The following is a 24,619-nucleotide window of genomic DNA, read 5'->3' on the forward strand; positions in this document are numbered from 1 at the left end:
TGAAGAAGTTAAGGGCCTATTAGGTCAGGTCGTGACCCAATGGGCGGGCATCCTGGGTGACATGACCGACACCCCGGCACGACTGCTGAATCTGCTGTCACTGCTCCAGACGCCGCGCGAGTGGCCGGGCAGTGAACTCGCCGAGCGCCTCGACGTCAGCCCGCGCACCATCCGCCGGGACGTCGACCGCCTCCGCGACCTGGGATACCCGGTCGAGGCGTCGCGCGGTTCGGTCGGCGGCTACCGGCTCGTCGCCGGCACGGCCATGCCGCCGCTGCTGCTGGACGACGAGGAGGCGGTAGCCATCGCGGTGGGGCTGCGGGCCGGGGCCGGTCACGCCATCGAGGGCGTCGACGAGGCCTCCGTCAGGGCGCTGGCCAAACTGGAGCAGGTACTGCCGTCGCGGCTGCGCCACCGGGTCTCCACCCTCCAGAACGCGACGGTGCCGCTGACCCGCGGTGACGGTGCCACGATCGACCCGCAGACGCTGACCGTGATGGCGTCGGCGGTCACCGGCCGGGAGCGGCTGCGGTTCGCGTACCGCGCGGGGGACGGCGCCGAGACGCGGCGGCAGGTCGAGCCGTATCGCCTGGTCAGCACCGGGTGGCGCTGGTATCTGGTCGCGTACGACCTGGAGCGGGAGGACTGGCGCACCTTCCGGGTGGACCGGGTGAGCGATCCACTGGCGACCGGGGCCCGCTTCGCACCCCGCGAGCTGCCCACCGGCGATGCGGCGGAGTTCCTGAGCCGCTCCATGTCGCGCATCCAGCCGCAAATGGCGGTCGAGGTGAGCTTCGCGGCCCCGGCGGAGTTCGTCGCCGCGCGGCTCCCCGCCGCGATCGGACCGCTGGAGCCGACCGGCGAGCACAGCTGCCTGCTGCGTACGGTGCTGGCGGACTCGCTGGAGTGGGTGGCGGTGCGGCTGGCACTGGTCGACTGCGAATTCACCGCGCACCGGCCGCCGCAGCTGGTGGCGTATCTGAACGACCTGGGCGGCAGGCTCACCCGTGCGGCATCCCCGGCGGCCCGGAAAGGCTGAGCACCGGCGAAAGGCCGAGCACCCGCACAAGTCTGAGCACTGGGGGCACGGGGCACTGGGGGCACTGGCACAAGGCCGGACCCCGGAAAAGCACAAGGCCGGGCCCCGGAAAAAAGGATGAGCCCCGGCGCCAGGGGGGGGTGGGCGCCGGGACTCAGCTCAGGGGGCCGATGTGAAGCGGCCCAATTCGGAGGTTACTGGACTTCGGCTCACGCCGCAGCGTCAAAGCCCGTGTCGTGAGCCATTCGCTTCAGTTCGAGCAGTGCGTGCTTCTCGATCTGGCGGATTCGCTCCCGGGTCAGCCCGTGCTGCTTGCCCACCTCGGTCAGCGTCCGCTCACGGCCGTCCTCGATGCCGTACCGCATCCGGATGATGGAGGCGGTGCGATTGTCGAGCCTGCCGACCAGCTCCTCCAGCTCCTCGCTGCGCAGCAGCGTCATCACCGACTGCTCGGGAGACACCGCCGAGGTGTCCTCCAGGAGGTCGCCGAACTGCGTGTCACCGGCGTCGTCCACCGACATGTTCAGGCTGACCGGGTCACGGGCCCAGTCCAGCACGTCACCGACCCGCGACGTCGTGGAGTCCAGCTCGGCGGCGATCTCCGCGTGCTCCGGGTCGCGCCCGTGCTCGCGGTTGAACTCGCGCTGCACCCGGCGGATGCGGCCGAGCTCCTCCACCAGGTGGACGGGGAGCCGGATCGTGCGCGACTGGTCCGCTATGGAGCGGGTGATGGCCTGCCGGATCCACCACGTCGCATACGTGGAGAACTTGAAGCCCTTGGCGTAGTCGAACTTCTCGACCGCGCGCACCAGGCCCGCGTTGCCCTCCTGGATCAGGTCGAGGAGGGGCAGCCCGGCCCGCGGATACCGGCGGGCGACGGCCACCACGAGTCGGAGGTTGGAACGGATGAATACGTCCTTGGCGCGCTCGCCCTCGGCGACCAGCGCCTCGAGCTCCTCGCGCGAGGCCCCGCCGGCATCGCTCTCCACCACGCCGTCGAGTATCCGCTGCGCGAAAACGCCCGCTTCGACGATCTGTGACAGCTCGACTTCCTTGGCGGCATCGAGCAGCGGCGTGCGCGCGATCTCGTCCAGGTACATGCCGACCAGGTCGCGATCGGCGATCTCCCCGCCCACGGCGCGAACACTGCTTGCCCGGTTGGCCCCGCCGGTGGCGGACGAACGACGGGCGACGGCACGGGTTGCCATGCGTGCTCCTTGCTGAGTAGGTCGCGACACCCTTTCGGATGCCCAGCTTCCGATGGAAACAACGACTGGAATCCGGACAGAATTCCCATGCCTGGCATTCGTTTTCGCGATCATGCAGTACCCTGTCGCGCCACCGACGCGGGACACATGGCGCGTTCGGAACGAACCCGCAGGTCAGACCGGGTATCAAGAGCGAACGGGAGGCCCTGGCGGACATCTACGACTATTACGTACGTGAGACCGCCCTCACACGCGCCACGATTCCCTTCACCCCGGACCGGCACCCGCCCCGGCCGCGCTCCCACTCCACCCCTGAAGACGGCCCGCACCGGCTTCTGGTTGCTCAGGATGTCCGTATTGTCGACGGACCGGCTCCCCGGATCCCGCGCCCGCGAGGCCGGGCCGGGCGGGACTTCGCGGACGCGACCTACGCCCGGCCGCCGCGTTCCCTAGGTCCACGGCCCGTCACCTCCCTAGGACCACAGCCCCTTGCCTCCCTAGGACCAGAGCCCGTTACGGAGCGCCGGTGCGGTGCCTAGCGTGATGCCGCATGGACGACACGACACGCAGGACACCCGACACCTCCGGAACGCTCGACGAAGCACTGGAACGGCTTCACTCCTTCGGCCCCGAACGCGAGGGGTGGCTGAGCAATCACGCTCCGATGGCCGTGGAGGCGCTGGTGCACCACGGCCAGGCACCCGGTGTGCACCGATGGCTGGACCACTACCGCGCGAAGCTGGAGGACATGCCGGACCGGTTCACCGAGGTGACCCCGGCGAACTGGCGCGAGGCCCTGGGCGACCCGTGCCGCATCGCCGACTGGACGGCGTACTTCGAACGGGAGACGGCCGGCCGGCCGTGGCGCGAGGTCCTCGCCGAGTGGTGGCCCCGGCTGCTCCCCGGCATCGCGGCCGGCGCCACCCACCCGGTGATCCGGGTCGGCCACTGCGTACGCACCCTGCTGGCCTCCGGGGAGAACGCGCCCCGCGTCGCGGAACTCGCCCACGGCCTCGGCTACTGGGCCGCCCGCCACCAGCCGCTGCCGCCGCTGACCTCACTCGCCCCCGCGGCCGGCGCCGCTGCCGCGCTGGACGCGGTCGACCGGGTGCCGGACCAGAGCGGCGGCATCCGGGAACGGCTGGGACAGCTCACCGCGTTCCCGCTGTGGCCGCGGCAGCCCGTGACGGACCCCGACGCCGCCCGAGCCCGCCTGGAGGAGCTCGTACGGGCCGCGACCCACCGCTACGCGGCATACGCGCACGGCTCGCCGGTCATGCTGGTGCACGCCGCCACCGCGCCCAACGCCGTGCTGCGTACGCTGCCGGCGCTCCCCCGGGACCTGTGGGCGCCGAGCCTGGACGCCGCGTGGGCGGCCGGCGCGGCGGTCACCGCCGCGTACTCCCCGGCGCGGCCGGCCGACTGCCCGGCCGCGCCCGACGGCCTGACCCCCGAGGAGATCTTCGCGCGGGCGGCCGCGCACGGTGACGACCACACCATCAAGTTCACCGACACCGCGCTGGACGTCGGCGACCCGACCGCGCTGGCCGCCGCGCTCCGGTCGATCGAGCTGAACCCTCCGGTGCTCTGACCCCTGCCATGAACCGGGGCCTGCCGGGCCGGCGAGCGAGCGGCCGACCCGACAGGCCCCGGCCGGCTGCGGGCCTCGGGCGTTTCCCCGGACTGCGCCGGGGCCGTCCTAGCCGTACTGCAGCGAGCGCTTGGCCAGTCCCATCCAGAACCCGTCGATCACGCTGCGCCCCTGGTCGAGCTCCTGCTCGGCGGCGCCGAGCGTCACGAAGAGCGGGGCGAAGTGCTCGGTGCGCGGATGGGCGAGCCGGCCCGCCGGGGACTTGTTCTCGAAGTCCAGCAGCGCGTCGATGTCCTGCGCCCGCAGTGCGCGGCTCCCCCAGTCGTCGAACTCCGCCGACCAGCCGGGGGTGCCGCCGCCCGGATGCCGCAGAGCGGCCAGGTTGTGGGTGAAGAAGCCGCTGCCGACGATCAGGACGCCCTCGTCGCGCAGCGGGGCGAGCTTGCGTCCGATGTCCATCAGCTTCTGCGGGTCCAGCGTCGGCATGGAGATCTGCAGCACCGGGATGTCGGCCTCCGGGAACATCTCCACCAGCGGTACGTACGCCCCGTGGTCGAGCCCGCGGTCCGGGATGTCCTGGACCGGCGTACCGGCTCCGCGCAGCAGCTTGCGGACGCTCTCGGCCAGTCGCGGGGCACCCGGCGCGGCGTACCGCACCTGGTAGTAGTGCTCGGGGAAGCCCCAGAAGTCGTAGACGAGCGGAATCGTCTCGGTGGCGCCGAGAGCGAGCGGGGCCTCCTCCCAGTGGGCCGAGACCATCAGGACGGCGGCGGGCCGCGGCAGACCGGCGGACCAGGCGGCCAGCTCGCCGGGCCAGACCGGGTCGTCGGCCAGCGGCGGGGCGCCGTGGGAGAGATAGAGGGCGGGCATGCGCTCCGCGGTGACTGTCATGGCACTCCCCATCCACTGCTGCTCAAGGTAAGTCTTCTACTGGGCCTTCGGAAGGAACACTGCTTTAACCTTCAAGTTCCTACCTTCGGAGACCTTAGCTCTATCTAGTTCAACTTTCAAGAAAAGGTCGTACAGTGGAGTACATGACCACGGCATCCACCGGTGCGCCGCGCTGGCTCACCGACGAAGAACAGAGTGTGTGGCGGGCGTACCTCCACGCCACCACGCTGCTGGAGGATCATCTCGATCGCCAGTTGCAGCGCGATGCCGGTATGCCGCACATCTATTACGGACTGCTCGTCCAGCTCTCCCAGGCGCCCCGCCGCCAGAAGCGGATGACCGAGCTGGCCAAGGACGCCAAGATCACCCGCTCCCGGCTCTCGCACGCCGTCGCCCGGCTGGAGAAGAGCGGATGGGTGCGCCGCGAGGACTGCCCGTCCGACAAGCGCGGCCAGAACGCGGTCCTCACCGACGAGGGCCACGAGATGCTCCACCGCTCGGCACCGGGCCACGTCAGCGCCGTACGCCAGGCCATGTTCGAACGGCTCACCCCCGAGCAGGTGCGCTCGCTCGGCGAGATCATGCGGGTCATCGCGGCCGGACTGCAGCCGGAGGGCCCGAACGCCGACCTCCCCTGGCTCCGCTGACCCGGCGCACACGCCACCCACCGCACAGGCCTCTGCCCCGGTTCCGTCGGACGGAACCGGGGCAGAGGCCTGTGAGACGGGTCAGTGAGCGACGACCGGGATCCGGAGCTCGTCCTCGACACTGTCGGCGGAACCCGGACCGGAGCCGGTACCACCGGATGTCGTGACCGACGAGGGACGGCCGGCGTTGATGAAGGTCACCGCGATCGCGGAGGCCACCACCAGGATGCCGACGGCCCACCAGATGGCGCCGGTGAAGCCGTGCACCATCGACTGGAGCTTCAGCATCTCCGGGTCGGTGGCACCGAGCGCGGCGTGCGAGGTGGCGTACGCCGTGGCGGCCGAGGCGGCGATGGTGTTGAGCAGCGCCGTACCGATCGCACCGCCGACCTGCTGCGAGGTGTTGATCATCGCGGAGGCGACACCCGCGTCACGCGGCTCGATACCGTGCGTGGCCAGCGACATGGCGGGCATGAACGCCGTACCCATGCCCAGGCCCATCAGGAGCTGCCCAGGCAGGATGACCGCCGCGTAGGACGAGTCGACCTGCAGCTGCGTGAGCACCAGCATGCCGACGGCGGCGGTCAGGAAGCCGGGGCCCATCAGCATCCGGGCCGGAACCCGGGTCATCAGCCGGGCACCGATCTGCGTCGAACCGGTGATCATTCCCGCGATCATCGGGAGGAAGGCGAAGCCCGTCTTGATCGGCGAGAAGCCCTGGACGACCTGCAAGTAGTACGTCAGGAAGAGGAACAGGCCGAACATCGCGATGACGCCGAGGCCCAGCGAGAGGTAGACGCCGCCGCGGTTGCGGTCCATCAGGACGCGCAGCGGGAGCAGCGGCGACTTGACCTTGGACTCGGTCAGGACGAAGGCGAGCAGCAGCACGCCCGCGGCGACGAACGTACCGATGGTCATCGGGTCCGACCAGCCGCTGGACTCGGCGCGGGTGAATCCGTACACCAGCGAGACCAGACCCAGCGCGGACAGGACGACGCCCGGAATGTCGAGCGACGAGCGGTTACGGCTGCCGGCCGGCTCGCGGATCACGAAGTACGCGCCCAGGGCCGCGACGATCGCGAACGGGATGTTGACGAAGAACGTCCAGCGCCAGTTCAGCGTCTGAGTGAGGAAGCCGCCGAGGATCAGGCCGACGGCACCACCGCCACCGGCGATCGCACCGTAGATGCCGAACGCCTTGGCGCGCTCCTTGGCGTCGGTGAACATCACCGCGAGCAGCGAGAGGGCCGCGGGGGCGAGCAGCGCGCCGAACACACCCTGGAGTGCGCGCGAGCCGAAGAGCATGCCCTGGTTCTGGGCCGCTCCGCCGAGCGCGGAGGCCAGTGCGAAGCCGATCAGACCAACGACGAAGGTGCGCTTGCGGCCCCAGAGGTCGGCGATCCGGCCTCCGAAGAGCAGCAGCCCGCCGAAGGCGAGGGCGTAGGCCGTGATGACCCACTGCTTGTTGGCATCCGTGATGCCCAGGTCCGTCTGGGCGTGCGGCAGGGCGATGTTCACGATCGTGGCATCGAGCACGACCATCAGCTGAGCCAGCGCGATGAACGCCAGCGCCTTCCAGCGACTCGGATCAGGGAGTCGGATATCGGCTGTTTTTGACATGGGAGTAGCCACCTAAGGGCGCGCTCGGGCGCGCGAAGTCGTGAACCTTGAAAGCGGTCGTGAGCCGTGGAAGCGGCGAGGAACCGCGAATGCGGAGAAGGCTCGGTACGTACGAGGGTGGGGCGAGGGTGGGGCGCGGATCGGGAAGAAAGGGGTGGTCGAGGCGTGGCGGACGTGCGGCCGGGCAGCCGTCTCAGGAGCCCGGCACGATGGTCATGTCCGGCGCCGCAGGTCCTCCAAGGTCGCCGCCGTTCCGGGCAGTCGGGACCGGGCCGGGGCCTCCAGTCCGTCCAGGAACAGCTGGATGTGGCGGTGGGTGAACCGGTCGATGTTCATACAGGCGACGCCTGGCAGCGGCCGGGTGAGCTGGGAGAGGGCGACCAGTACGTCACCGACGGCGATGTCGGTACGCAGGCGCCCCGCGGACATGGCACGCCCGACGAGTCCTTCGACGGCCTCTTCGAGGCGCCGCAGCTCGGCGAGCAGTTCGGGGTGATCCTTGTCGAAGCCGCCGGACAGCATCGGGCACAGCGCCCCGATCCGCTCGTCGGCCGCCGCGTGCACGAAGCGGCTGAGCGCGACGAAGGGGTCTCCCCCTTCGTTCGCGGCTTCCTCGGCGCGATCGGTGGTGCGGGAGGTGACCGCGAGGACGACCTCCCGGGTCAGCGCGGCCCGGTCGGGGAAGTTCCGGTAGAGCGTGGCGTTGCCGACGCCTGCGCGACGGGCGACCTCGTCGAGCGGCACATCAGGCCCGAACTCGACGAACATCTCGCGCGCCGCCGTCACGATCCGCTCCCGGTTGCGCAGTGCGTCGGCCCGCGGGCGGGGCGTACGCGGCTGCGCGGTTCCGGCGGCGGTACGGGCGACGGTGTCCACGACGGCGCTCCTTCTCTTCCTGGCCTTCCGGCCGGTATTCGTCCGTGCTGTTCGTACCCGCGTCACCAGGGCGACCCCTCCGCGTAACCGGGGAGTGCCTCCCCGTTTCGCAGGGACACCGGTGCAAACGGGGAAGTGGTCCCCGGTTATTTCGCCACTCGGAGTGACCTGAGTCACGTCACCCCGGAGCGGGAAAATCCCACCCCTTCGGCGCACCCAACGCGCGGCGCCGCACCACCCGACACAGGCTGATCCGCAGAGCGCAGCCAGGGTCGGCCGGCTGCCGCGGCCCCGAAGGCGCCTCCATGCAGCAGCCCCGCCGCCGGATACGCAAGCACCGCCACCCGGTCGCCCTTGGCGCGGCAACAGCCCTGGTCATCTCGGCGCTGGCCTCGGCCAGCAACACGCTCCCGCTCCCCAGCCGGGCCTCCGCCGGCCCGGTCTCCAGCACCGGATCGGCCGGGCTCGGCCCGTGCCGGATATCGGCGACCATGGGCGTACAGATGTCGGAGGGCATGCCGACGCAGCCGGGCTACGCCCGCTCCACCGGTCAGATCCACGCGCTCAACCTGATGGTCGACTTCTCGGACGCGCCGGGGACGGAGCCGGCCATGGACCGGCTCGCCGAATTCTTCCCGCAGACCACCGACTGGTTCCGCACCAGCTCGTACGGGCGGCTCACCTATGTGCCGGAAGCCCCGGTGAAGTCCTGGCTGCGGATGCCACTGCCGTTCTCGGGTTACGGGATCGAGCGCGGATCACCGTACGAACCGGGCTACCGCCACCTCGTCCAGGACATCGTCGCCGCCGCCGACCCGAAGGTGGACTTCAGCGCGTACGACCTGGTCAACATTCTCATCAGCCCGAACGCCGGACCCTCCGCCCTGGACACCGTGCTGTCCGTGACCTTCTCGGGCAACGACGACGCCCCGTACGCGGACGGCGTGCCGCTCGCCAACACGTCCTTCGTCTACAGCCGGCAGGACGACGGCTCGGGGTCGTACGCCCAGACCGGGTACCGCGTCCTGCCGCACGAGAACGGCCACGTCTTCGGCCTGCCCGACCTCTACACGATGGAGGGCGGCGGCTCCGTCGGGCACTGGGACATCATGTCCGAGGACTGGGGCGCCAACAACGACATGCTCGGCTGGCACAAGTGGAAGCTCGGCTGGCTGGACAACAGCCAGATCAGCTGCGCGTCGCGGACCGGCACCAGCGACCACGTCCTCGAACCGCTGGCCACCCGCGGCGGCACGAAGCTGGCGTTCGTGCCGCTGACCGCGGAGTCCGGCTACGCGGTGGAGGTACGGACCCAGGCGGGCAACGACCAGGCGGTCTGCCGGCCCGGCGTACTGATCTACAAGGTCAGCTCGGACGTCGACACCGGCCAGGGGCCCATCTCCGTCACGGACAGCACCAAGGACAGCAGTGGCTGCACCCGGCTCCCCAATGTGCACGCCGAACTCTCCGACGCCCCGTTCCAGCCCGGCCAGACCTTCACCGACCGGGCCACCGGGATACGCATATCGGTGGTCGACAAGGACGCCAAGGGGGACTACCGGGTAAGGGTCACCCGCCCCTGACCTCCCGTACCTCCCGCTCCACCCCTACCTCCCGCGCCTCCCGTACCTCCCGTGCCTCTCGCGCCTCCCGTACCTCCTGCTCCACCGGCCCGCGCAGCTCCCGCTTGAGGATCTTCCCGGTGGCGTTGCGGGGCAGTGGCTCCCCGGACATCACCACATGGGCCGGAACCTTGAACGCGGCCAGGCTCCGCCCCACGTGCGCCCGCAGGTCATCGGCCGTGGCAGCGGCACCCGGGCGGAGCCGGACGACGGCGGCGACCTCCTCGCCCAGCACCGGGTGGGCCACTCCCAGGACCGCCGCGTCCTCGACGTCCGGGTGGTCGTGCAGCACGGCCTCGACCTCGGCGCAGTACACGTTCTCACCGCCGCGGATCACCATGTCCTTGATCCGGTCGACGACGCTGATCCGCCCTTCGCGGACCACCGCCAGGTCCCCGGTGCGCAACCAGCCACCGGTGAATGCCTGCGCCGTCGCCGCCTCGTCCCGCCAGTAGCCCCGGACCAGCGCCTGTCCGCGCAGCCACAGCTCGCCGACCTCCCCCTCGGGGAGCGCCTCCCCCGCCGGATCGGCGATACGCACCTCCGTGGTGGGGGTCGGACGGCCGACGCTGCCCGGGTGCAGCCGGTAGTCAGCGCCGAAATTCGCCAGGACGCCACCGCTGGTCTCGGTCAGCCCGTACCCGTTGCGCGGCTCGATCCGCTCGCCGTAGCGGGCGGTCAGCCGAGCGACCAGATCCGGCGGGGCGGCGGCCCCGCCGGTGTTGAGCATCCGGAGGCTCTCCAGCCCGTCCCCGTCCCGGGTGGCCGCGGCGAGCAGGTCGAGCGCGGTGGCCGGCACTCCGGCGTAGTGCGTCACCCCGTGCTCGCGGATCAGCCGCAGCGCTTCCTCCGCGTCCCACTTGCGCATCAGGACGAGGGCGCCACCCGCCGACATCGCGGCGTAGAAGCTGGTGAACGCGGCGACGTGGAAGAACGGGAACGTCAGCAGCGAAACGGGCGCCGGCCCCTGCCCCGGGATGACGCCCCGGCCGAGCGCGGAGGCCGCCGCGTGGAACCGGGGGTTGCGCGCGGCACCCGCCTGGGCGAGATGGGTGGCGACGGCACCCTTGGGCCTGCCGGTGGTACCGGAGGTATAGATGATCGTCGCGTCGTCCTCGGGCCGGATCTCGACGTCGGGCGGCGCGGCGAACGGATCGGGCGCGGGCAGGTCCACGTACCACTCGACCCCGCCCGACGACTCCGCCCCACCCGCTCCACCGGCCTCGGGCTTCTCGCGCTCCTCGTCGTGAAAGACGATCACGCGAGCCCCGGACCCACGGGCCCAGGCCGCGACCCGAGGCAGCCGCTCCCCGTCGACCAGGAGCACCCGCGGCCCGGAGTCGTCGAGCGCGTACGTGAACTCGCTCTCGGTCCACCAGGCGTTCAGCGGGACGGCGACCAGCCCGGCCAACTGGACGGCCCAGAACGCGATCTGCCACTCCGGGTGGTTGCGCATCGCCACCACGGCCCGGTCACCCGGCCGGAGCCCGTACGTCTCGCCCAGCCGGCACGCCAGCGCGGAGGCCGCGGCGAAGAACTCCCCGTACGAATAGCTGCGATCCCCCGCGATCAGGAACGGCTGGTCGCCGAACGCCCAGGTGGTCTCCACGAACTCACGAAGGGTCCTGGGCCCGTCGGCGTACACGAGTGAGCCCGCCTGCGGCCCGTCCTCGGCACGTACAACGGCGAACGGACCCCCTGGCCCGGTCAACGCGGCCTCCACCCGGGCAGCCGCCTCGGCGGCAGCTCCGGCGGTGGGCTCGGGAGCGGATGTGGCCGGCGTCGGTTCGGTGTGCGGCACGAACGACCTTTCTAAGCGCTTGCTCAGGGCTTTCGCGACGCTATGCCCGCGCCCGAACCCCGTCAAGAGGACCCGGCCCGGCCCCGCGTCCGCCCACCGTCACAGATCCCAACGACCCGAGTCACACCCCGAGTGCCCGTGACGCGTCATCAACTCGTCGTGTGCCGCTGGTGAGAGAGGACGGCGGCGACGAGACCACAGAGCCGTCATCCGCACTGCCCGGCCGGGAGCACCCCTCCCGAAGAACCCCAGACCCACAGCCCCACAGACTCACAGAAATGGCAGGTCAGAAGCAGACACCCTGCGCCCGCTGCCGCTAACCCCATGGGGAAGCCCTTCGCGGGGACGGATCCGCTACGCTGTCCCTGGTCGTTCATTGGTATGTCCCGCTGCCTGCCCCAGCAAGATCGCAGAAAGCGCCACACCTCGACCGTCCAGTGGGCCTGCAGCCCTTGCCGATGACCCGTTCACCGGGCTTTCAGCAAGGTTCCTCCAAGCCCGCGCCTTCGTAGCTCAGGGGATAGAGCACCGCTCTCCTAAAGCGGGTGTCGCAGGTTCGAATCCTGCCGGGGGCACAAGCCAAAGGCCGCCTAGGAACGTTCCCAGGTGGCCTTTGACATCTACTGCTGACATCAACGGCAGTGGTCACTCACGACCGGGCCGCCTCTTGAGCAGCCGGTCCATGTGACTGATCGCCTCGCGCTGCGTGTCCTTGGCGACATGCGTGTACACGTCCATCGTGATGCTGATCTGGCTGTGGCCGAGGATCTCCGTCACGACGCGAGGAGCCAGGCACGCCGCGGTAAGGAGCGTGGCGCAGCCGTGCCGAGCATCATGCAGACGGATCACCCGGAGGCCGGCGGATTCAAGCGACTCACTGACTGACGTCCAGGCTGCTCACGCGGTCGGAAGCACCGCCATCGGCTTCGCCAACAAACCACACAAGAGCCAACTCTTCGTCGATGCAGGGGCCGAAGCGGTTACCGACTCCATGCAAGCCATCGCCCAGGCGATCAGCCCCCGGCCGAGCATCTGACTGCTCGCGTCGCCTGGAGTTGTTACAGGTCTCTCTACCTCATCAAGGCACCCGGCTCTGGCCGCTCCCGCGCTTCTGCCTCCGGCCCGCTCGTCGCTGCCGCCGCCGACGCGCGCCCGCAGTGGATAGGCCCGGAGGGCATGAGTCGAGACCGATCCGCGGGCCAAAGACATGCCTCCGGCGGGGGCGCTACGGCACCGGGATGGATGGGGCGCCGTTCGCGAGTGCCGGCGGATTCGTGGTGAGCGTCGTGGGGCTCCCATCCCGACCACCTCCGACCCAGGCAAAGCCGAGCGGTCGTGGTTCAGGGCGTCAAGGTCGTTCGTACAGTGGTGGGAAGAAGCCTGGGTGGTACTAGTGAGTGGGCGCGCATCGCAAGATGGGCCACCGAGTCCGATCTCGATGAATTCCTACCTCCCGATACAGCAGTTCCCGCCCTAGGCGACTCGATACCGGCCATACTCAACGAAAGCCCTCTGAGAGGTCCCGGGCAGCTAATGTCCACCGTAGTTGTCGAACGGATTCATCGTGCCCGCACATCACATCGAAATTAAATGCTTTGCAGTCAGGAGCGTCTCATGACAAGTCTCAGCGATTATGTTGATTTCGAACGACTCATCCAACGCCTCCTGTCGGCCGATGGAAGTTCCGTGCGCCGTGGCGACGAGAGAAAGGATAAGTGGGATTTCGAAGTCCAGCCTCGGAACGCCCGTACCCCAACACTCGTAGAATGTAAGATGACGACACCCCAGACGGCCCGTCGAGTACTTTCGGCCGCCGACCGCCTACGAGAAGGAGGAACGAATTACCAAGCAGATAACGGAGCGATCCCGATCCTTGCTCTCGTAGTACCTAGCCAGATCCCGGAGCGAAATAGGGAACTTTTGAAAGAAAGGGGGATTGAGCTATGGGATGCTAGCTGGATTCGTCAGCGTGCCATTTCCGTCAACTTGTTGGAGGAGGCTGAACGTTTCATCGGACCACAGCGGCAAGACGGCCCGCAGCAGCGCGCTACAGATTCGCTACTCTCGCGATTGACTGACACTCCTCCCGGGAAGGAAGCATGGTCCGCCTACCAGAAGCTGGTGCAAGATATTGCGACCGAGCTTTTCTGCCCTCCACTGGCCCTCCCAATCTGGGAACGAAGGAACCTCGACTTCACGAACAAGCGTGACATTATTATGCCTAATTATTCAACCTCGGGTGACCTGTGGGAGTTCTTCCGAAAGGCGTACCGAGCTGACTATATTGTGATTGACGCCAAGAACTATGCCGGATCCATTAAGAAGGAAGAAATTCTCCAGATCGCCAATTACCTCCAGAGGCACGGGGTCGGCCTATTCGCGCTTATATTTTGCCGCACGGAGGTCGACCATAAACTGACATACGTCTTGCGGGAGCAATGGATCCTTCATGATAAATTGATCCTAACTCTTCACGACGAGGAAGTACGACAAATGCTTTTGGACAATAAGCAAGAAAAGGACCCAGCGGAGCTAATCCGACAGAAAATCGAGGACTTTCGATTGTCTGTTTAAGTTGTGACCAGAAGGGCGTCGTGCCACAACCGTGCCAGATGGAGCGGGGACTCACGGGGAACAGCAGGCGCCAGTGGGCCGCGTGCCCCACGTCAGCCAGAGTGCTGCTTTGCAGGCCAGCCGCAGGGTCGCCCCACCTCGCTCCTAACAGGTGTCGCAGGTTCGAATCCTGCCGGGGCACAACGCACTACCCCACTGACCTGGGGTTTCTCTCCCAGGTAAGGGTCTTACTCGGCCTCGGACTTCCCGTCCGGGGCCGTTTGCGTGAGCGGACGGGGGGCGGCTTCTGCAGGGCACGGTGGGGATCCCGGAGACGGGCGGGATGTACCGCGTGGCGATCGCCGACGTCACCGCTTGGACCAGGAGCAGTCGCTGTTTGCGGCCCGGAGGGCGCAACTACTGCGGCGGCATCGACTTGCGACGCCCGCGTCAGTCAGCCCGTATATCGGTCCCGACGCAGATCAGGGCCGCGCAGCGCTGCTGCTGAGCGGCCCTGTCACTTGTGCTCCCAGCACCATCAACTGAAGGTCGACGCCCACTGTTCGTGCGAGCCAGTTGGAGCGGGGCTGTCAGGTCGGGCGGGGTTGATGTGTTGGCCCGGGGCGCCGCCAGGTGTGTGCGGTACCCGGCGGGCACGCGCCACCTCAACTCGCGGTCGCCTGGTTCTCTGATTCGGCGGCGCGGCGGTATTGGGCGTTGATGCGCTGTGCTTCTTCGAGCTGGTCTTCCAGGATGACGATGCGGCAGGCGGCTTCGATGGGGGTGCCCTGGTCGACGAGTTCCCGGGCGCGGGCTGCGATGCGCAGCTGGTAGCGGGAGTAGCGGCGGTGGCCGCCTTCGGATCGCAGCGGGGTGATGAGGCGGGCTTCGCCGATGGCGCGGAGGAAGCCCTGGGTGGTGCCGAGCATGTCGGCTGCCCGGCCCATGGTGTAGGCGGGGTAGTCGTCGTCGTCGAGACGGCCGAACGAGTCGTCTGCTGTCATTTGCACCTCTCTGTGGAACGCGTGGAGGGGCCCGGGTGCCGTATGGCACCCGGGCCCCGAAGGAACTGCTACACCATCTGCCGGCCTTGATACTGCGCCGGCGTTCTGTTTCCGCTGACCCGACCTGGAAGGCGTCGGGATTGCGGGGATCGCGGTTGCTTGACCGGAGACCACCTCACTATCGATGTCCTGCGGTACCCGGACTCAAGACTTCCGTCCGGGCGATCCTGATGGCGCCTGGTCCTCCGTTTCTTCCCTCTGGGATCAATCACTTGCCTGCTGCTGGTACTGCTTTCCTTGGTACTGCTGGTGATGCGAACTGCTCTGTGGCCTGCGACAGCGCCACCCTTCGGCAGCCAGCCCCGTTGCCCGTCCTGCGTCTGCTCTGGCTTGGAACCCCACTGCCGAACTTCCCGGTACGCGCGCCCGCAGCCGACGCCTTCACCGAGGTACCGCTCACTGACTTCACTGCTGGGTACTGCACTTGCCGAACTACTACTGCGTGAACTGCGGTCCTGCTGACGGCAGCCCCTGATCACTGCGGGCCACCCGGTCCGGTCGTCAGTCCCGTCGCCGTCCTGCAACAACCCTGGCTTCGAAACTCCACCACCGCACCGTCCTGCGGTTACTGCTGCCCGGCAGTTCGTCTCTGCCGCGCCTGCTGTCTCTCTGGGCTACGAGAGAAACCATAGCCACACCACCACCCAATGTCTACTCTGGCCGACATAGATTTCCGTGGGTCAGGTTGAGAGATAGTCAGTCTTGGCCACCGACCGGGTGCGCGGTGGTCCCGCTCCAGCCGGCTCGCCCCCGCTGACCAGGGCCGTTACGCCAGCTCGATGCCGCGAACACCACAGCCGCCGGCCAGCGCGGTTGAGGCAAGCCGACACAGTGGCCCTTGTTGTCTCGGAGCTCGTCATCAATGCCCTGCGCCACGGCGGCGGCACCCGCGGCCTGGAAAACTCCTGCTGCTGCGGCAGGTGGATCAACACGGGCAGCGTCGCGAGCCGGTCACCTGCCACAGAAGCCGAGTGACTGGGTTCGCTGCCAAGCGCCTCGATTGGACGACAGCGGACAACCACCCCCGGGGCCGTGCGCTCCAGCCTCCTGGACTCCGCCTGCCCCGGTGTCCTGCACAGCGTCGTCGGCCAAGTCGGCGAAACGCACGCACCGCCTCCAGGGCACTGGCACCGTGCGTGCGCGATGCATGAGCGGACTGTCCGGCACGAAGCTTCGTACAGTGAGTCAGCCGGTAGTTCTGTTCCCCGCCCGCTCGCTCTGTGGGCGTTCGCGGTGGCGGCGATCAGTGCGTCCGGCGGATCGATGCTGGCGCCGGTGGCCTTGAGCGTCTTGTGGATGGCGAGGGAGGCGGCCGCCCCCCGTTCGCCGATCGGCGCGATACGGCCGCCGTATTCGTGCCGCACCGCGGCGAGGGCTCGGGCGTAACGGGCCTGTCGTACGGGATCCGGGGGTCCCGACCGTGAGAAGCACCTCCTCATCAACTACGACCGGGGGAGTGCCGCGCGGTGACGAGGTACGCAAGGGCGAGGGCATGGGGAGCGGAGAGGCGAAGGCCGCACTCAAGCCCGGCGACGCCGAGATGGACCACGCCGATCCCGACGCCACGAACAACACGCGTACCTTCGACCTGTTCGGGCCGGTGCCCGACGAGGCCGGCTCCGGACCGAAGGCAAGTGTCGGTGTCGTAGTTGTCAGCGTGGTCGTCGGCTGCGTGGTCCTCGCGGGAGCCGGCGTGCTGGTGCGACGGAGGCTGCGGCTGCGCAGGCGGTGATTCCGTCGCGCCGCGGACTCGCCGAAGGAACGACCCCGGTCCGGAGAGCGGCCGGGCCGCGACGGCTTGGCCCCGTCGGGCGGAGAAGGCGGGTCGTTCAAAGACCGTCCAAAGACGTGAAGCGGCAGTTCTTTCCGGTGCTCCGCCCCGGAAAGTTCAGGGATTCGTGCCACGGCTTCAGGTCGCAGCGCGAGGGTGTCCGGCCGACCGTCCAGTTTGGCTGCTCCAAGGGTGACGACCGCGTCCCAGTCAACGCCCTCGGCTGTGCCCAGCCGGTCGATCACGAAGGCAAGGGACCGCACGAGTACCTCGGCGTCAGACGGCTCCCAACCCGTTCGGTACCAGTAGATAGCCATTGCTCATTTTCAGCTCACCTGTGAATGTGCGGACGTTTACATGCCGAGGATCTTCCTGGCCCAAGGGCCCAAGGGGCGTACCCGCGCGTCCACTTGGGTTCCCGGCGGGGCTGAATCGGAGGGCGGGTCGCGTCACCCGGCCGCGCGCCGTTTTCGTAGAGTCAGGGCAATGAACACGGACCACACTCCCGACACCGGCGAACTGCTGCGCGGTACGTACGCACGGCTGCTGCCCACCGACTCGATCCCCCCTGAGGTCGCCGGCTCCCTGCGCTATGCGCGGCTGGTGGCCGACGACCTCGTCTTCGTCTACGCCCTCGACCGGCCCACCGACGTACGGATCCTCACCGACCGGGACGTGGAGCGCGTCGGCCTTCAGGAGCTGGGGCAGGCCGCGTACGGGAATCTGATGCGTGTCCCCGTCACACACGAGGAGATCCCCATCGAGGGGACGATCCTGCACTCCTTCTACGGAGACTCGCACTTCGTCGGCAGCCAGGCCCTGTTCCTGTCGGCGGCGGTCGGGCGGGTCACTGGTGAGTCGCTTCCGCACGCCGGGGCCCTTGTCGTCATGCCGAGCCGCCACAACCTCGTGTACCACCCGATCGCCGACGGCACAGTCGTCGACGCCGTCAACGTCCTCGCCAGCTACGCGCTGGGCGCTTTCGAGGACGGGCCGGGCGCCCTGTCCCCGCGGGTCTACTGGTGGCACCGGGGCGGCCTGAAGCCGCTCACTGTGTTCGACGAGGAAACCCGCTCCCTGTCCATCCAGCCGCCGCCTGAGCTGCTCGGCCTGATGAAGAGCCTGGTGCGCCTCGACCGTGCCGGCCGGCTCGCCACCCGTGCCACCGCGGAGGCGCCCGCTCCCGACCTCGACGGGCTCGCCCGCGCCACGGCCGAGTCGATAGCGGGTCTCTCCCAGGACCCGGGAAACGCCGGCCTCGGCGACGCCTTCGCCACCGCCGTCGCGCACGCCCTTTCCCGGTGCGCCACCGATCCCGAGGTGGATCGGATCGGTACGTGGGACGCCTGGGCCACCGCCGTACAGCTCGGCTCCGCCCTGTTCACCGGTGGGCGGCCGCAGGACTGCCGACTCGGCGACGACCTCGTTCCGCAGGTGCCGGCCACCCCCGCCGCACCGCCCGCGGACGCCCGTGCCTGGCTCGACGCCCTCTACCTGGCGATCGCGTGCCGGGAGAGGAACCGGATCCACCGGCTCTGCCAGGTACCGCTGGAGACGCTGCGGCAGGACGACTCCGTCGACGCGTACGTGCCGCACTGGATCGACACCCTCCAGGCCTACTTCTCCGAAAGCGTCTCCATGGACGAGGTGGTGGAGAAACTCCTCGCCACCATGGAGGCGTCCGGACCCGACGCCGTGACCCGCGCACCGATGGAGTTCGTGAACTCGATCGACTACCAGCCGATCGCGCTCTTCCACCGCCTCATCGCCCGGGACCACGACACGTTCGCCAAGACACTCGGCGAAGCCCTGACGGAACACGGCCTCTACTGGGGCGAGTCGACGGCACCGCGTGCCCAGGTGGCCCTGGGGCCGCTGGCGATTGCGAGCCTCGCCTTCGACTACGGGTTCCCCGTCGATCCCGTCCAGCCACACCTGCCCCGGTTCCTGCTCAACCGTCACCGCGTCGAGGAGATCCCCAGCCCCTGACCCAGTCCCTGACCCGGCCCCTCACCTGGTGCCTGGCCTGGTGTCTGACCCGGCCCCTGACCCGGCCCCTGACCTGGTGTCTGCCTCGATGCGGTTCCGGGCGTCAACATCGCAGGCCGTGAAGGCGTAGCCCGCTCACATCAGCGGCGCCGGGCGGTCCGGTGCGGCGTCGATGGCCGCCGGGGCGGCCGCCGCCCCGGTCCCCGCGCCCGCGCTCCGGGCCGTGGCCACGATGTCCTGGAGCGCCGCGATGTGCCCGGCCAGGGCCTGTCGGCCGGCGGGCGTCAGAGACAGCCAGGTCCGAGGACGCTTGCCCACGTGCCCCTTGCGGACGTTCAGGTAGCCGGCGGCCTCCAGTGCCGACGCCGTCTTGCTGAGAACCGAGTCGGAAACCTGGCAGCCCTCACGAACGGTGGCGAACTCCGCCTCGTCGCACGCGGAGAGGAAGGCGACCACGGCCAGCCGGGTCGGATGGTGGATGGTCTCGTCCAGGGCGGCCCGCTCCCGTCCTGGCGGATCGCCCCTCACGCGAGTTCCCGTAGCGCCCGGTCGATCGCCGCGTTACGGGCGATGCACACACCCCACACGCCGAGCCCCCATACGGCGAACGCCGTGATCCGGGTCGTGGCCTCCCCGGCCCCCGACACCCAGCAGCACCCTCCCGCCAGAAGGCCCGCCGCGAGGACAGCGGGAAGTGCGATCCGACCCCGGCGCAGGCGCGCGGACAAGGGCCGCGTGACCAGTACCCCCGTGCCCCGCCGCGCGCCCCGAACGAGCGCGAACACGGCGGCGAGCCCCAGGAGCGACACGAGCAGCGCCGCCGCCGTCGTCCAGCCGCCCCTGCCCCGGCTCCAGGCCTGCACCGCGCTCGGCAGTACCAGAGTCACCGCCACGGCCGGGCCGTACCACGCCGGAACCAGCCCGGACTTGAGGCGGGCCCGCTCCCTGGCCGTCTCCACGCCCTTCAGCGCGTCCTCGGCGTGCGCCGCCGGCCCGTCCTCACCCTCCAGGGGCGCGGACTTGTTCTTCTGCGACGTCATGAGCACACCGAATCCTTCCTGAGAGCACACGAGCAGCCCGACGGCTGCCGACAGGTCCCATCATGGCATTGACTTTCCAGTGTGGAAAATACTTGCCACGTCGGATGTCGACGCGATAGCGACGCTATGGAGATGCGAGGGCGACGCGATGGCGACGCCGGTGTCCCGTCCCTCTCCGGCGTCAGCGCAGTTCGTCCGGGCACGGCGTCCCCGGCGGAAGGTGGTAGGGCGCGCCGAGCCGGTACACGCCGGGGCGCGGTGCCAGCAGTTCCGTCCACTCGTCGCCGTACTGGTCCTCGTCCAGCTTGATCAGGCAGCCGTTCTTGTTGACGAAGTCCTTGGGGAGGTCCTTGTCCTCACGCTGCTTGGACTCCTCGGTCTCCTGGGGCCGCTCCACGTTCCGGCCCTCCTCGTCGACCACGGCGAGCCAGCGCGAGTACGGGATACGGATCAGCACCCGGCCCGCCTTCTTCACATGGATGGTCAGCTCACCGGCACCGGCCTCGTCCACCGTCGCCGGCGGGTCGGCCAGGGGCACCGGGCTGTCCACGGAGTAGAGCCGCCAGTTGGAGTCGGACCAGATGGGCTTGAGGTACGGCTGCCCCTTGCTGACCAGCTCGGCCTCCTGCACCGCGCCGCTGGAGTCCGGGGAGCCCTGCGGCAGCACTACGTAGTGCACGGCCCAGCGGTCGAGCCACTGCCGGTAGTTGATGGAGTCCAGGGTGTCGTCGTAGAAGATCGGGTTGCGCTCCATGTCGGCCTGCCGGTTCCAGCCGCGGGCCAGGTTCACCAGCGGGGCCAGCGCGGACGCCTCCCGGTGGCTGCTCGGGGGGACCACCTCGACCCGGCCCCGCTCGGCGCCGACCTTCTGGAGCTGGTTGACCAGCGGAGCCAGCTCGCGTGTCCAGGACGCGGTGGGCGCGGTCCGGACGATGTCGTCGACGCCCTTGAACCCGATCCAGAAGTTCAGCCCGACGAACGCGAGGACCAGCGCGTACCACCGCCGGGAGCGGGGCTCCGCGTACGGCAGGGCGGCCAGCAGCACCACGCCGGCGAACAGCATCGCCATCCGCGACACGTTCGAGCCGATCTGCGAGTCCACCACATACGTCAGCAGCGTCCCTATGCCGTACACCGCGGCCGCGGTCCGTACCGTCCGCCAGTCACGCGGCACCAGGAGGAAGACCAGGGCCGCGAAGACGAACGGCAGGGACAGCGTCGCGATCGACATCGGCTGGGTACCGGAGAACGGGAACAGCCACGCGGACAGCGCCACCACCACGACGGGAGCCAGCCCCAGCGCGTACGCCCCGGGGCGGCGCTTGTTCAGGAACAGGGCGGCGGCGACCACACCGAGGAAGAGCCCCGCCACGGGACTGCCGGCCGTCGCGAGTCCGGCGAGGGGCGCGGCCACGACCGCCTTCGCCCACCGCTTGTACCGCCAGCGGTGCGGCCAGCAGAACACCGCCGCCACCGCACCGAGCGCGAACATCATGCCGAGCCCGAACGTCACCCGGCCCGACAGCGCGTTGCACAGGTACGCGAAGACGCCGGCCATCGCGCAGGCGATCGGATTGCGGACGGCCCGCACCCTGACCAGGATCAGCGCGGTCAGCCCCGCCGAGACCGTACCGGCGATCATCATCGTCGTACGGACACCGAGCACCGACATCAGATACGGCGACACGACGCTGTACGAGACGGGGTGCATGCCCCCGTACCAGGCCAGGTTGTACGCGGTACCGGGGTGCTGGCCCACGAACTCGGCCCAGGCGTCCTGGGCCGCGATGTCGCCGCCGCTGTTCGCGAAGAAGAAGAACCAGAGAATGTGGACCGCCGCGGCCACCGCGGTCGTCAGCAGGACCGGATGACGAACGCAGCCCCGCTTGAACGCGTCGAGCCGGCCGGCGCCTTCCGGCGCGGATTCGCCGTCCGGGCCCCGTACCCCGTCCTCGTCGCGCTTCGCCCGTGTCGGCTCAGCAGTGGTCACTGCGACTCTCCCCGTCCCTCCCCGGACGCGGTGAATCCGCCGACTCGCTCGCAGCGTGGGCGTCAATTGCCAGAAAACGCGTTCCGGGATACACGCGTTGCTTCTGGGACGCTAGCACGCAGCTTCTGAGGCCGTCCGGAAAGGGCCTCGGGGGCGCCATGAGCACGTCGCCTTCGGACATTCGGACATTCGGATATTCGGGCACTCGGACGCTCGGACGCTCGGACGCTCGGCGGTTTGGACGTTCGGCGGTTTGGACGGAAGCCGACCCGCATCGGCTGCTGCGGGTCGGCTGCTGCGGCTCGCCGATATGGATCAAATGGATCAGCTGATACGGGTCAGCTTCTGGCCGAGGCCCGGTTCCGACAGATCCTGCTGAAGGGCAACGGGAGCACTGACCTTGGCGCTGCCCGTTCCCACGGTCACCACCCCGACCTTGGTGCCTGCCGTCATGGTGCGCGAGATCTCCTTGCCGTTGCCCGCCACGGAGAGCTTCACGTCCAGGCCCGGCCAGCCCTTCGCCTTCAGGTCGGCGGTCGCGACCAGCGGCGTCTGGCCACCGAATCCGTCATCCACATACCCGACGACATCGCCCTTGCGGACCACCTTGGCGGACGTCACGGCCTCCTGTGCGCCCTTGATCAGCTTGAGGCTGTTGGTCAGCGACATCACAAGGCTGTCGTACGGCTGACCCGTGCCTGCCTGCTGCCCCATGACGGCGCCGTAGATCCACAGCTTCTTGCCGTCCACGACGGTGTTGGCCGACCAGACCAGATTGCCGCCGGCCGGGGTGGAGGAACCGGTCTTGATACCGCTCACACCCGGCTCGAGCAGGATGGTGTTGTTGTTGTAGATCGTCGTGTCGATGCCGTCGACCTTGATCTGCGGGGTGTCGACGATCCCCTGGAACACCTCGTTCTTCATGACGGCGGCGGCCAGCTTGAGCTGATCGTCGGCGGTGGAGACGGTCGTCTTCTTCAAACCGCTCGGGTCCGTGTACGTGGTGTGGCTCATGCCGAGCTTCTTGGCCGCGTCATTCATCTTCGAGACGAAGGCGGCCTCGGAGGAGGCGTCCCAGCGGGCGAGGAGCCGGGCCACGTTGTTGCCCGAGGGGATCATCAGGAGCTGCAGCATCTGCCTCTCCGTGAACTGCTGCCCCTCGGTGATCGGCACCTTGGACTCGTCCTCGGCCTTGGACTCGTCCTCGGCCTGCTGGTCGACGGTGATCTTCTCGCCCTGCTCCTTGCCGGCGAGGGGGTGACCCTGGAGGATCACGTACGCCGTCATGATCTTGGCGACACTGGCGATCGGCGCCGGCTTCTGCGCTCCCGCCGAACCGAGCGAACCGACACCGTCCACGCTGACCGCCGACTGCCCCTGCGCGGGCCAGTCGAGCTTCAGGCCGGCGCCCTTGAAGGTGTACGTCGGCTTCGCCGACATCACGAGCGCGGGATCGGGCAGCGGCCGCACCATCTGCGCGATCGCAAACGCGATCAGCAGCAGAAGGACCAGCGGCGTCCAGATCTTGACCCTCCGCACGGCCGTGCGGACCGTGGTCTCCGGCGGCGGCGGGGTGTTCGTCAGCTCGGCCAGCAGGTCGAGCGGCGGTCGGGGCGGCATCGGCTGCTGCCGGGTCCGCTCGGCGCCGCTGAGCGACGCGTCGGGCGGCAGCTGAGCGGCCCATGAGGGACCGGAGTCCGGCCCGGACCGGCCGGTGCCGGACTCCGGCGCGGGGGCCTCGGGGCCGCGCGGCGCGCGGGCCGGCCGTACGTCGTCGGCGCGCAGCGGTACGAACTTGCTGGTCCGCTCGGCGGGGGACTCGGGCTCGGACTTCCGGGCGGAATCCGGACCGGACCCGGGCTTCGGCTTCCCGGTGGACGGCGGTGTGATCTTCAGCGCGGTCGTCGGCTGATCGACGCGGGGCAGCCGGGGCGCCTTGAAGACGGCGGTCGCCTGGTCGATCCCGCGCTCCGCGCCGGTGACCTGCGCACCTTCGCCGACGGGGGCCTTCTCGTCGGCCTCCTCGTCAGACGCCTTGTCGGACTCCTCGTCGCCCTTCGTGTCAGGCCGCCGCTCGGATTTTCCGTCGGACTTCGATTCTTCGTCGGACTTCCCGCCCGGCTTCTCTTCGGGCTTCTCTTCGGGCTTCGCTTCGGACTTCTCGTCAGGCTTCTCTTCTGCCCGCCGCTCGGAGTCCTCGTTGGGCTCCGGACTGGAATCCGCGCCGGATTCCTCGCGGGTGCGGGGCACACGGGCCTCGCTCTCCGCGGTCGCATCCGAGCGCCCGGCCGGCTCCTCGGCTTCCGCCACAGGCTCCGGCTCGTCGTCGGACGGGGCGTCGTCGGACCGCTCGTCGGCAGCCCGGCCGTCACCGGCCTCGCCCTCCGGCGCGTCACCGTCGTCCGTCGTCACCCAGGCGGCAACGGCCGCACGCAGCCGCGCATCCCCCGCCCCGGGGTCGGCAGCCGCGCTCTCCGGCTCGTCCGGCTCGTCCGCCGGATCCACCGCAGCGGCCTCCGCCGTGCCGGTCGCCCCAGCGGGCTCGACGCCCTCCGCAGGCTCCTCGGGCTCCCCGGTCGCCTCCGTGGCACCCGGCTCGGCCCCAGGGGCCTCCACCGGGCTCTCAGAGCCTTCAGGGGTCTCCTTCGCGGCCACGGGCCCAGCCTTCACGGCCGCGGGCTCGTCTTCGGCCTCCGACTCGGACCGCCGCGTGCTGAAAACGGCCGTCGCCGTGTCCGCCCTGCCGCCGGACTCCGCCGGGGAGTCGGGTTCGCGGAACACCGCGAGCCGCGGATCGTGCTCGCTCCGAGCCGTTCCCGACGACTTCTGCTGCTCCGACTTGTCGGGGGACTCGCCCGCCACCGATGCCTCCTCCATGCGGCACGGGGACATCCCCGCGCTGTCCGAACCATCTACC

At 69.3% G+C, this 24,619-nt stretch carries 17 protein-coding genes, 1 tRNA gene and 2 pseudogenes; 9 read left to right on the top strand and 11 right to left on the bottom strand.

Features of this window, described 5'->3' with window-relative positions; translation table 11 throughout:
* Window positions 1–61: 61 nt before the first annotated feature.
* Window positions 62–1,039 carry a helix-turn-helix transcriptional regulator gene (locus ACZ6S6_RS14630; RefSeq protein ID WP_362965125.1) on the top strand — a complete coding sequence of 326 codons (978 nt, stop codon included), beginning with the start codon at window positions 62–64 and terminating at the stop codon, window positions 1,037–1,039.
* Between the two features lie 209 nt (window positions 1,040–1,248).
* Here the strand turns inward: ACZ6S6_RS14630 and ACZ6S6_RS14635 are convergent, their stop codons facing one another.
* The gene (locus ACZ6S6_RS14635; protein WP_362965127.1) at window positions 1,249–2,247 is read right to left on the bottom strand and encodes a sigma-70 family RNA polymerase sigma factor; all 999 of its coding nucleotides are present in this window, start codon (window positions 2,245–2,247) and stop codon (window positions 1,249–1,251) included.
* Window positions 2,248–2,797: 550 nt separating this feature from the next.
* Here ACZ6S6_RS14635 and ACZ6S6_RS14640 point away from each other — a divergent pair.
* Window positions 2,798–3,838, top strand: a complete 1,041-nt coding sequence (locus ACZ6S6_RS14640) for a questin oxidase family protein (protein WP_469705853.1) — start codon at window positions 2,798–2,800, stop codon at window positions 3,836–3,838.
* Window positions 3,839–3,946: 108 nt separating this feature from the next.
* On the opposite strand, the gene ACZ6S6_RS14645 is transcribed toward ACZ6S6_RS14640, so the two are convergent.
* On the bottom strand, window positions 3,947–4,729 hold the full coding sequence (locus ACZ6S6_RS14645; protein WP_469705854.1) for a dioxygenase family protein: 783 nt from the start codon (window positions 4,727–4,729) through the stop codon (window positions 3,947–3,949).
* Window positions 4,730–4,863: 134 nt separating this feature from the next.
* Here ACZ6S6_RS14645 and ACZ6S6_RS14650 point away from each other — a divergent pair, with 134 nt between their 5' ends.
* Entirely contained in the window at window positions 4,864–5,376 is a 513-nt protein-coding gene (locus ACZ6S6_RS14650; protein WP_362965133.1) for a MarR family winged helix-turn-helix transcriptional regulator, read from the top strand.
* A gap of 81 nt (window positions 5,377–5,457) precedes the next feature.
* Here the strand turns inward: ACZ6S6_RS14650 and ACZ6S6_RS14655 are convergent, their stop codons facing one another.
* Both ACZ6S6_RS14655 and ACZ6S6_RS14660 read right to left on the bottom strand, forming a co-directional pair.
* Window positions 5,458–6,996, bottom strand: coding sequence for an MFS transporter (locus ACZ6S6_RS14655; protein ID WP_469705855.1), 1,539 nt, complete (start codon window positions 6,994–6,996; stop codon window positions 5,458–5,460).
* A 213-nt stretch (window positions 6,997–7,209) separates the two neighbouring features.
* Entirely contained in the window at window positions 7,210–7,872 is a 663-nt protein-coding gene (locus tag ACZ6S6_RS14660; RefSeq protein ID WP_362965137.1) for a TetR/AcrR family transcriptional regulator, read from the bottom strand.
* A 305-nt stretch (window positions 7,873–8,177) separates the two neighbouring features.
* Here ACZ6S6_RS14660 and ACZ6S6_RS14665 point away from each other — a divergent pair, with 305 nt between their 5' ends.
* Complete coding sequence (locus ACZ6S6_RS14665) at window positions 8,178–9,455, top strand: M6 family metalloprotease domain-containing protein (protein WP_362965139.1); 1,278 nt, start codon at window positions 8,178–8,180, stop codon at window positions 9,453–9,455.
* Here ACZ6S6_RS14665 and ACZ6S6_RS14670 read toward each other — a convergent pair.
* Window positions 9,442–11,295, bottom strand: a complete 1,854-nt coding sequence (locus tag ACZ6S6_RS14670; RefSeq protein ID WP_469705856.1) for a class I adenylate-forming enzyme family protein — start codon at window positions 11,293–11,295, stop codon at window positions 9,442–9,444. The genes ACZ6S6_RS14665 and ACZ6S6_RS14670 overlap by 14 nt on opposite strands.
* A 502-nt stretch (window positions 11,296–11,797) precedes the next feature.
* Between ACZ6S6_RS14670 and ACZ6S6_RS14675 the strand changes: the two genes are divergently transcribed.
* Window positions 11,798–11,870, top strand: a tRNA-Arg gene (locus tag ACZ6S6_RS14675).
* A 70-nt stretch (window positions 11,871–11,940) separates the two neighbouring features.
* On the opposite strand, the pseudogene ACZ6S6_RS14680 reads toward ACZ6S6_RS14675, so the two are convergent.
* A pseudogene (locus tag ACZ6S6_RS14680) lies at window positions 11,941–12,162 on the bottom strand (tyrosine-type recombinase/integrase); the annotation flags it as partial.
* 747 nt (window positions 12,163–12,909) lie between these two features.
* Between ACZ6S6_RS14680 and ACZ6S6_RS14685 the strand changes: the two are divergent.
* The gene (locus tag ACZ6S6_RS14685) at window positions 12,910–13,869 is read left to right on the top strand and encodes a hypothetical protein (RefSeq protein ID WP_469705857.1); all 960 of its coding nucleotides are present in this window, start codon (window positions 12,910–12,912) and stop codon (window positions 13,867–13,869) included.
* Between the two features lie 644 nt (window positions 13,870–14,513).
* Here the strand turns inward: ACZ6S6_RS14685 and ACZ6S6_RS14690 are convergent.
* A complete protein-coding gene (locus tag ACZ6S6_RS14690) occupies window positions 14,514–14,852 on the bottom strand; it encodes a MerR family transcriptional regulator (protein ID WP_362963815.1) in 339 nt (112 codons plus the stop codon).
* Between the two features lie 879 nt (window positions 14,853–15,731).
* Here ACZ6S6_RS14690 and ACZ6S6_RS14695 point away from each other — a divergent pair.
* The 3 genes and pseudogenes from ACZ6S6_RS14695 to ACZ6S6_RS14705 form a co-directional block, all read left to right on the top strand.
* A pseudogene (locus tag ACZ6S6_RS14695) lies at window positions 15,732–15,809 on the top strand (ATP-binding protein); the annotation flags it as partial.
* A 523-nt stretch (window positions 15,810–16,332) separates the two neighbouring features.
* On the top strand, window positions 16,333–16,644 hold the full coding sequence (locus ACZ6S6_RS14700) for a hypothetical protein (RefSeq protein ID WP_469705858.1): 312 nt from the start codon (window positions 16,333–16,335) through the stop codon (window positions 16,642–16,644).
* Between the two features lie 525 nt (window positions 16,645–17,169).
* Window positions 17,170–18,672 carry an immunity 49 family protein gene (locus tag ACZ6S6_RS14705; protein WP_469705859.1) on the top strand — a complete coding sequence of 501 codons (1,503 nt, stop codon included), beginning with the start codon at window positions 17,170–17,172 and terminating at the stop codon, window positions 18,670–18,672.
* 135 nt (window positions 18,673–18,807) lie between these two features.
* Here the strand turns inward: ACZ6S6_RS14705 and ACZ6S6_RS14710 are convergent, their stop codons facing one another.
* The 4 genes from ACZ6S6_RS14710 to ACZ6S6_RS14725 form a co-directional block, all read right to left on the bottom strand.
* Window positions 18,808–19,200: a winged helix-turn-helix domain-containing protein gene (locus tag ACZ6S6_RS14710; protein WP_469705860.1), complete on the bottom strand. Its 393-nt coding sequence runs from the start codon at window positions 19,198–19,200 to the stop codon at window positions 18,808–18,810.
* Window positions 19,197–19,712, bottom strand: coding sequence for a hypothetical protein (locus tag ACZ6S6_RS14715; protein WP_469705861.1), 516 nt, complete (start codon window positions 19,710–19,712; stop codon window positions 19,197–19,199). Before ACZ6S6_RS14715 ends, ACZ6S6_RS14710 begins: the two co-directional genes overlap by 4 nt.
* Window positions 19,713–19,893: 181 nt before the next feature.
* Complete coding sequence (locus ACZ6S6_RS14720) at window positions 19,894–21,702, bottom strand: DUF2339 domain-containing protein (RefSeq protein ID WP_362963830.1); 1,809 nt, start codon at window positions 21,700–21,702, stop codon at window positions 19,894–19,896.
* Window positions 21,703–22,026: 324 nt separating this feature from the next.
* Window positions 22,027–24,564 carry a D-alanyl-D-alanine carboxypeptidase family protein gene (locus tag ACZ6S6_RS14725; RefSeq protein ID WP_469705862.1) on the bottom strand — a complete coding sequence of 846 codons (2,538 nt, stop codon included), beginning with the start codon at window positions 24,562–24,564 and terminating at the stop codon, window positions 22,027–22,029.
* Window positions 24,565–24,619: the final 55 nt, after the last annotated feature.

Source organism: Streptomyces sp. NPDC048671, assembly GCF_055587045.1.

Coding starts and splice junctions, on each gene's coding strand:
- ACZ6S6_RS14630 (WP_362965125.1), top strand. CDS start 62: ATGACCGACACCCCGGCACGACTGCTGAATCTGCTGTCACTGCTCCAG.
- ACZ6S6_RS14635 (WP_362965127.1), bottom strand. CDS start 2,247: ATGGCAACCCGTGCCGTCGCCCGTCGTTCGTCCGCCACCGGCGGGGCC.
- ACZ6S6_RS14640 (WP_469705853.1), top strand. CDS start 2,798: ATGGACGACACGACACGCAGGACACCCGACACCTCCGGAACGCTCGAC.
- ACZ6S6_RS14645 (WP_469705854.1), bottom strand. CDS start 4,729: ATGACAGTCACCGCGGAGCGCATGCCCGCCCTCTATCTCTCCCACGGC.
- ACZ6S6_RS14655 (WP_469705855.1), bottom strand. CDS start 6,996: ATGTCAAAAACAGCCGATATCCGACTCCCTGATCCGAGTCGCTGGAAG.
- ACZ6S6_RS14665 (WP_362965139.1), top strand. CDS start 8,178: ATGCAGCAGCCCCGCCGCCGGATACGCAAGCACCGCCACCCGGTCGCC.
- ACZ6S6_RS14685 (WP_469705857.1), top strand. CDS start 12,910: ATGACAAGTCTCAGCGATTATGTTGATTTCGAACGACTCATCCAACGC.
- ACZ6S6_RS14690 (WP_362963815.1), bottom strand. CDS start 14,852: ATGACAGCAGACGACTCGTTCGGCCGTCTCGACGACGACGACTACCCC.
- ACZ6S6_RS14705 (WP_469705859.1), top strand. CDS start 17,170: ATGAACACGGACCACACTCCCGACACCGGCGAACTGCTGCGCGGTACG.
- ACZ6S6_RS14715 (WP_469705861.1), bottom strand. CDS start 19,712: ATGACGTCGCAGAAGAACAAGTCCGCGCCCCTGGAGGGTGAGGACGGG.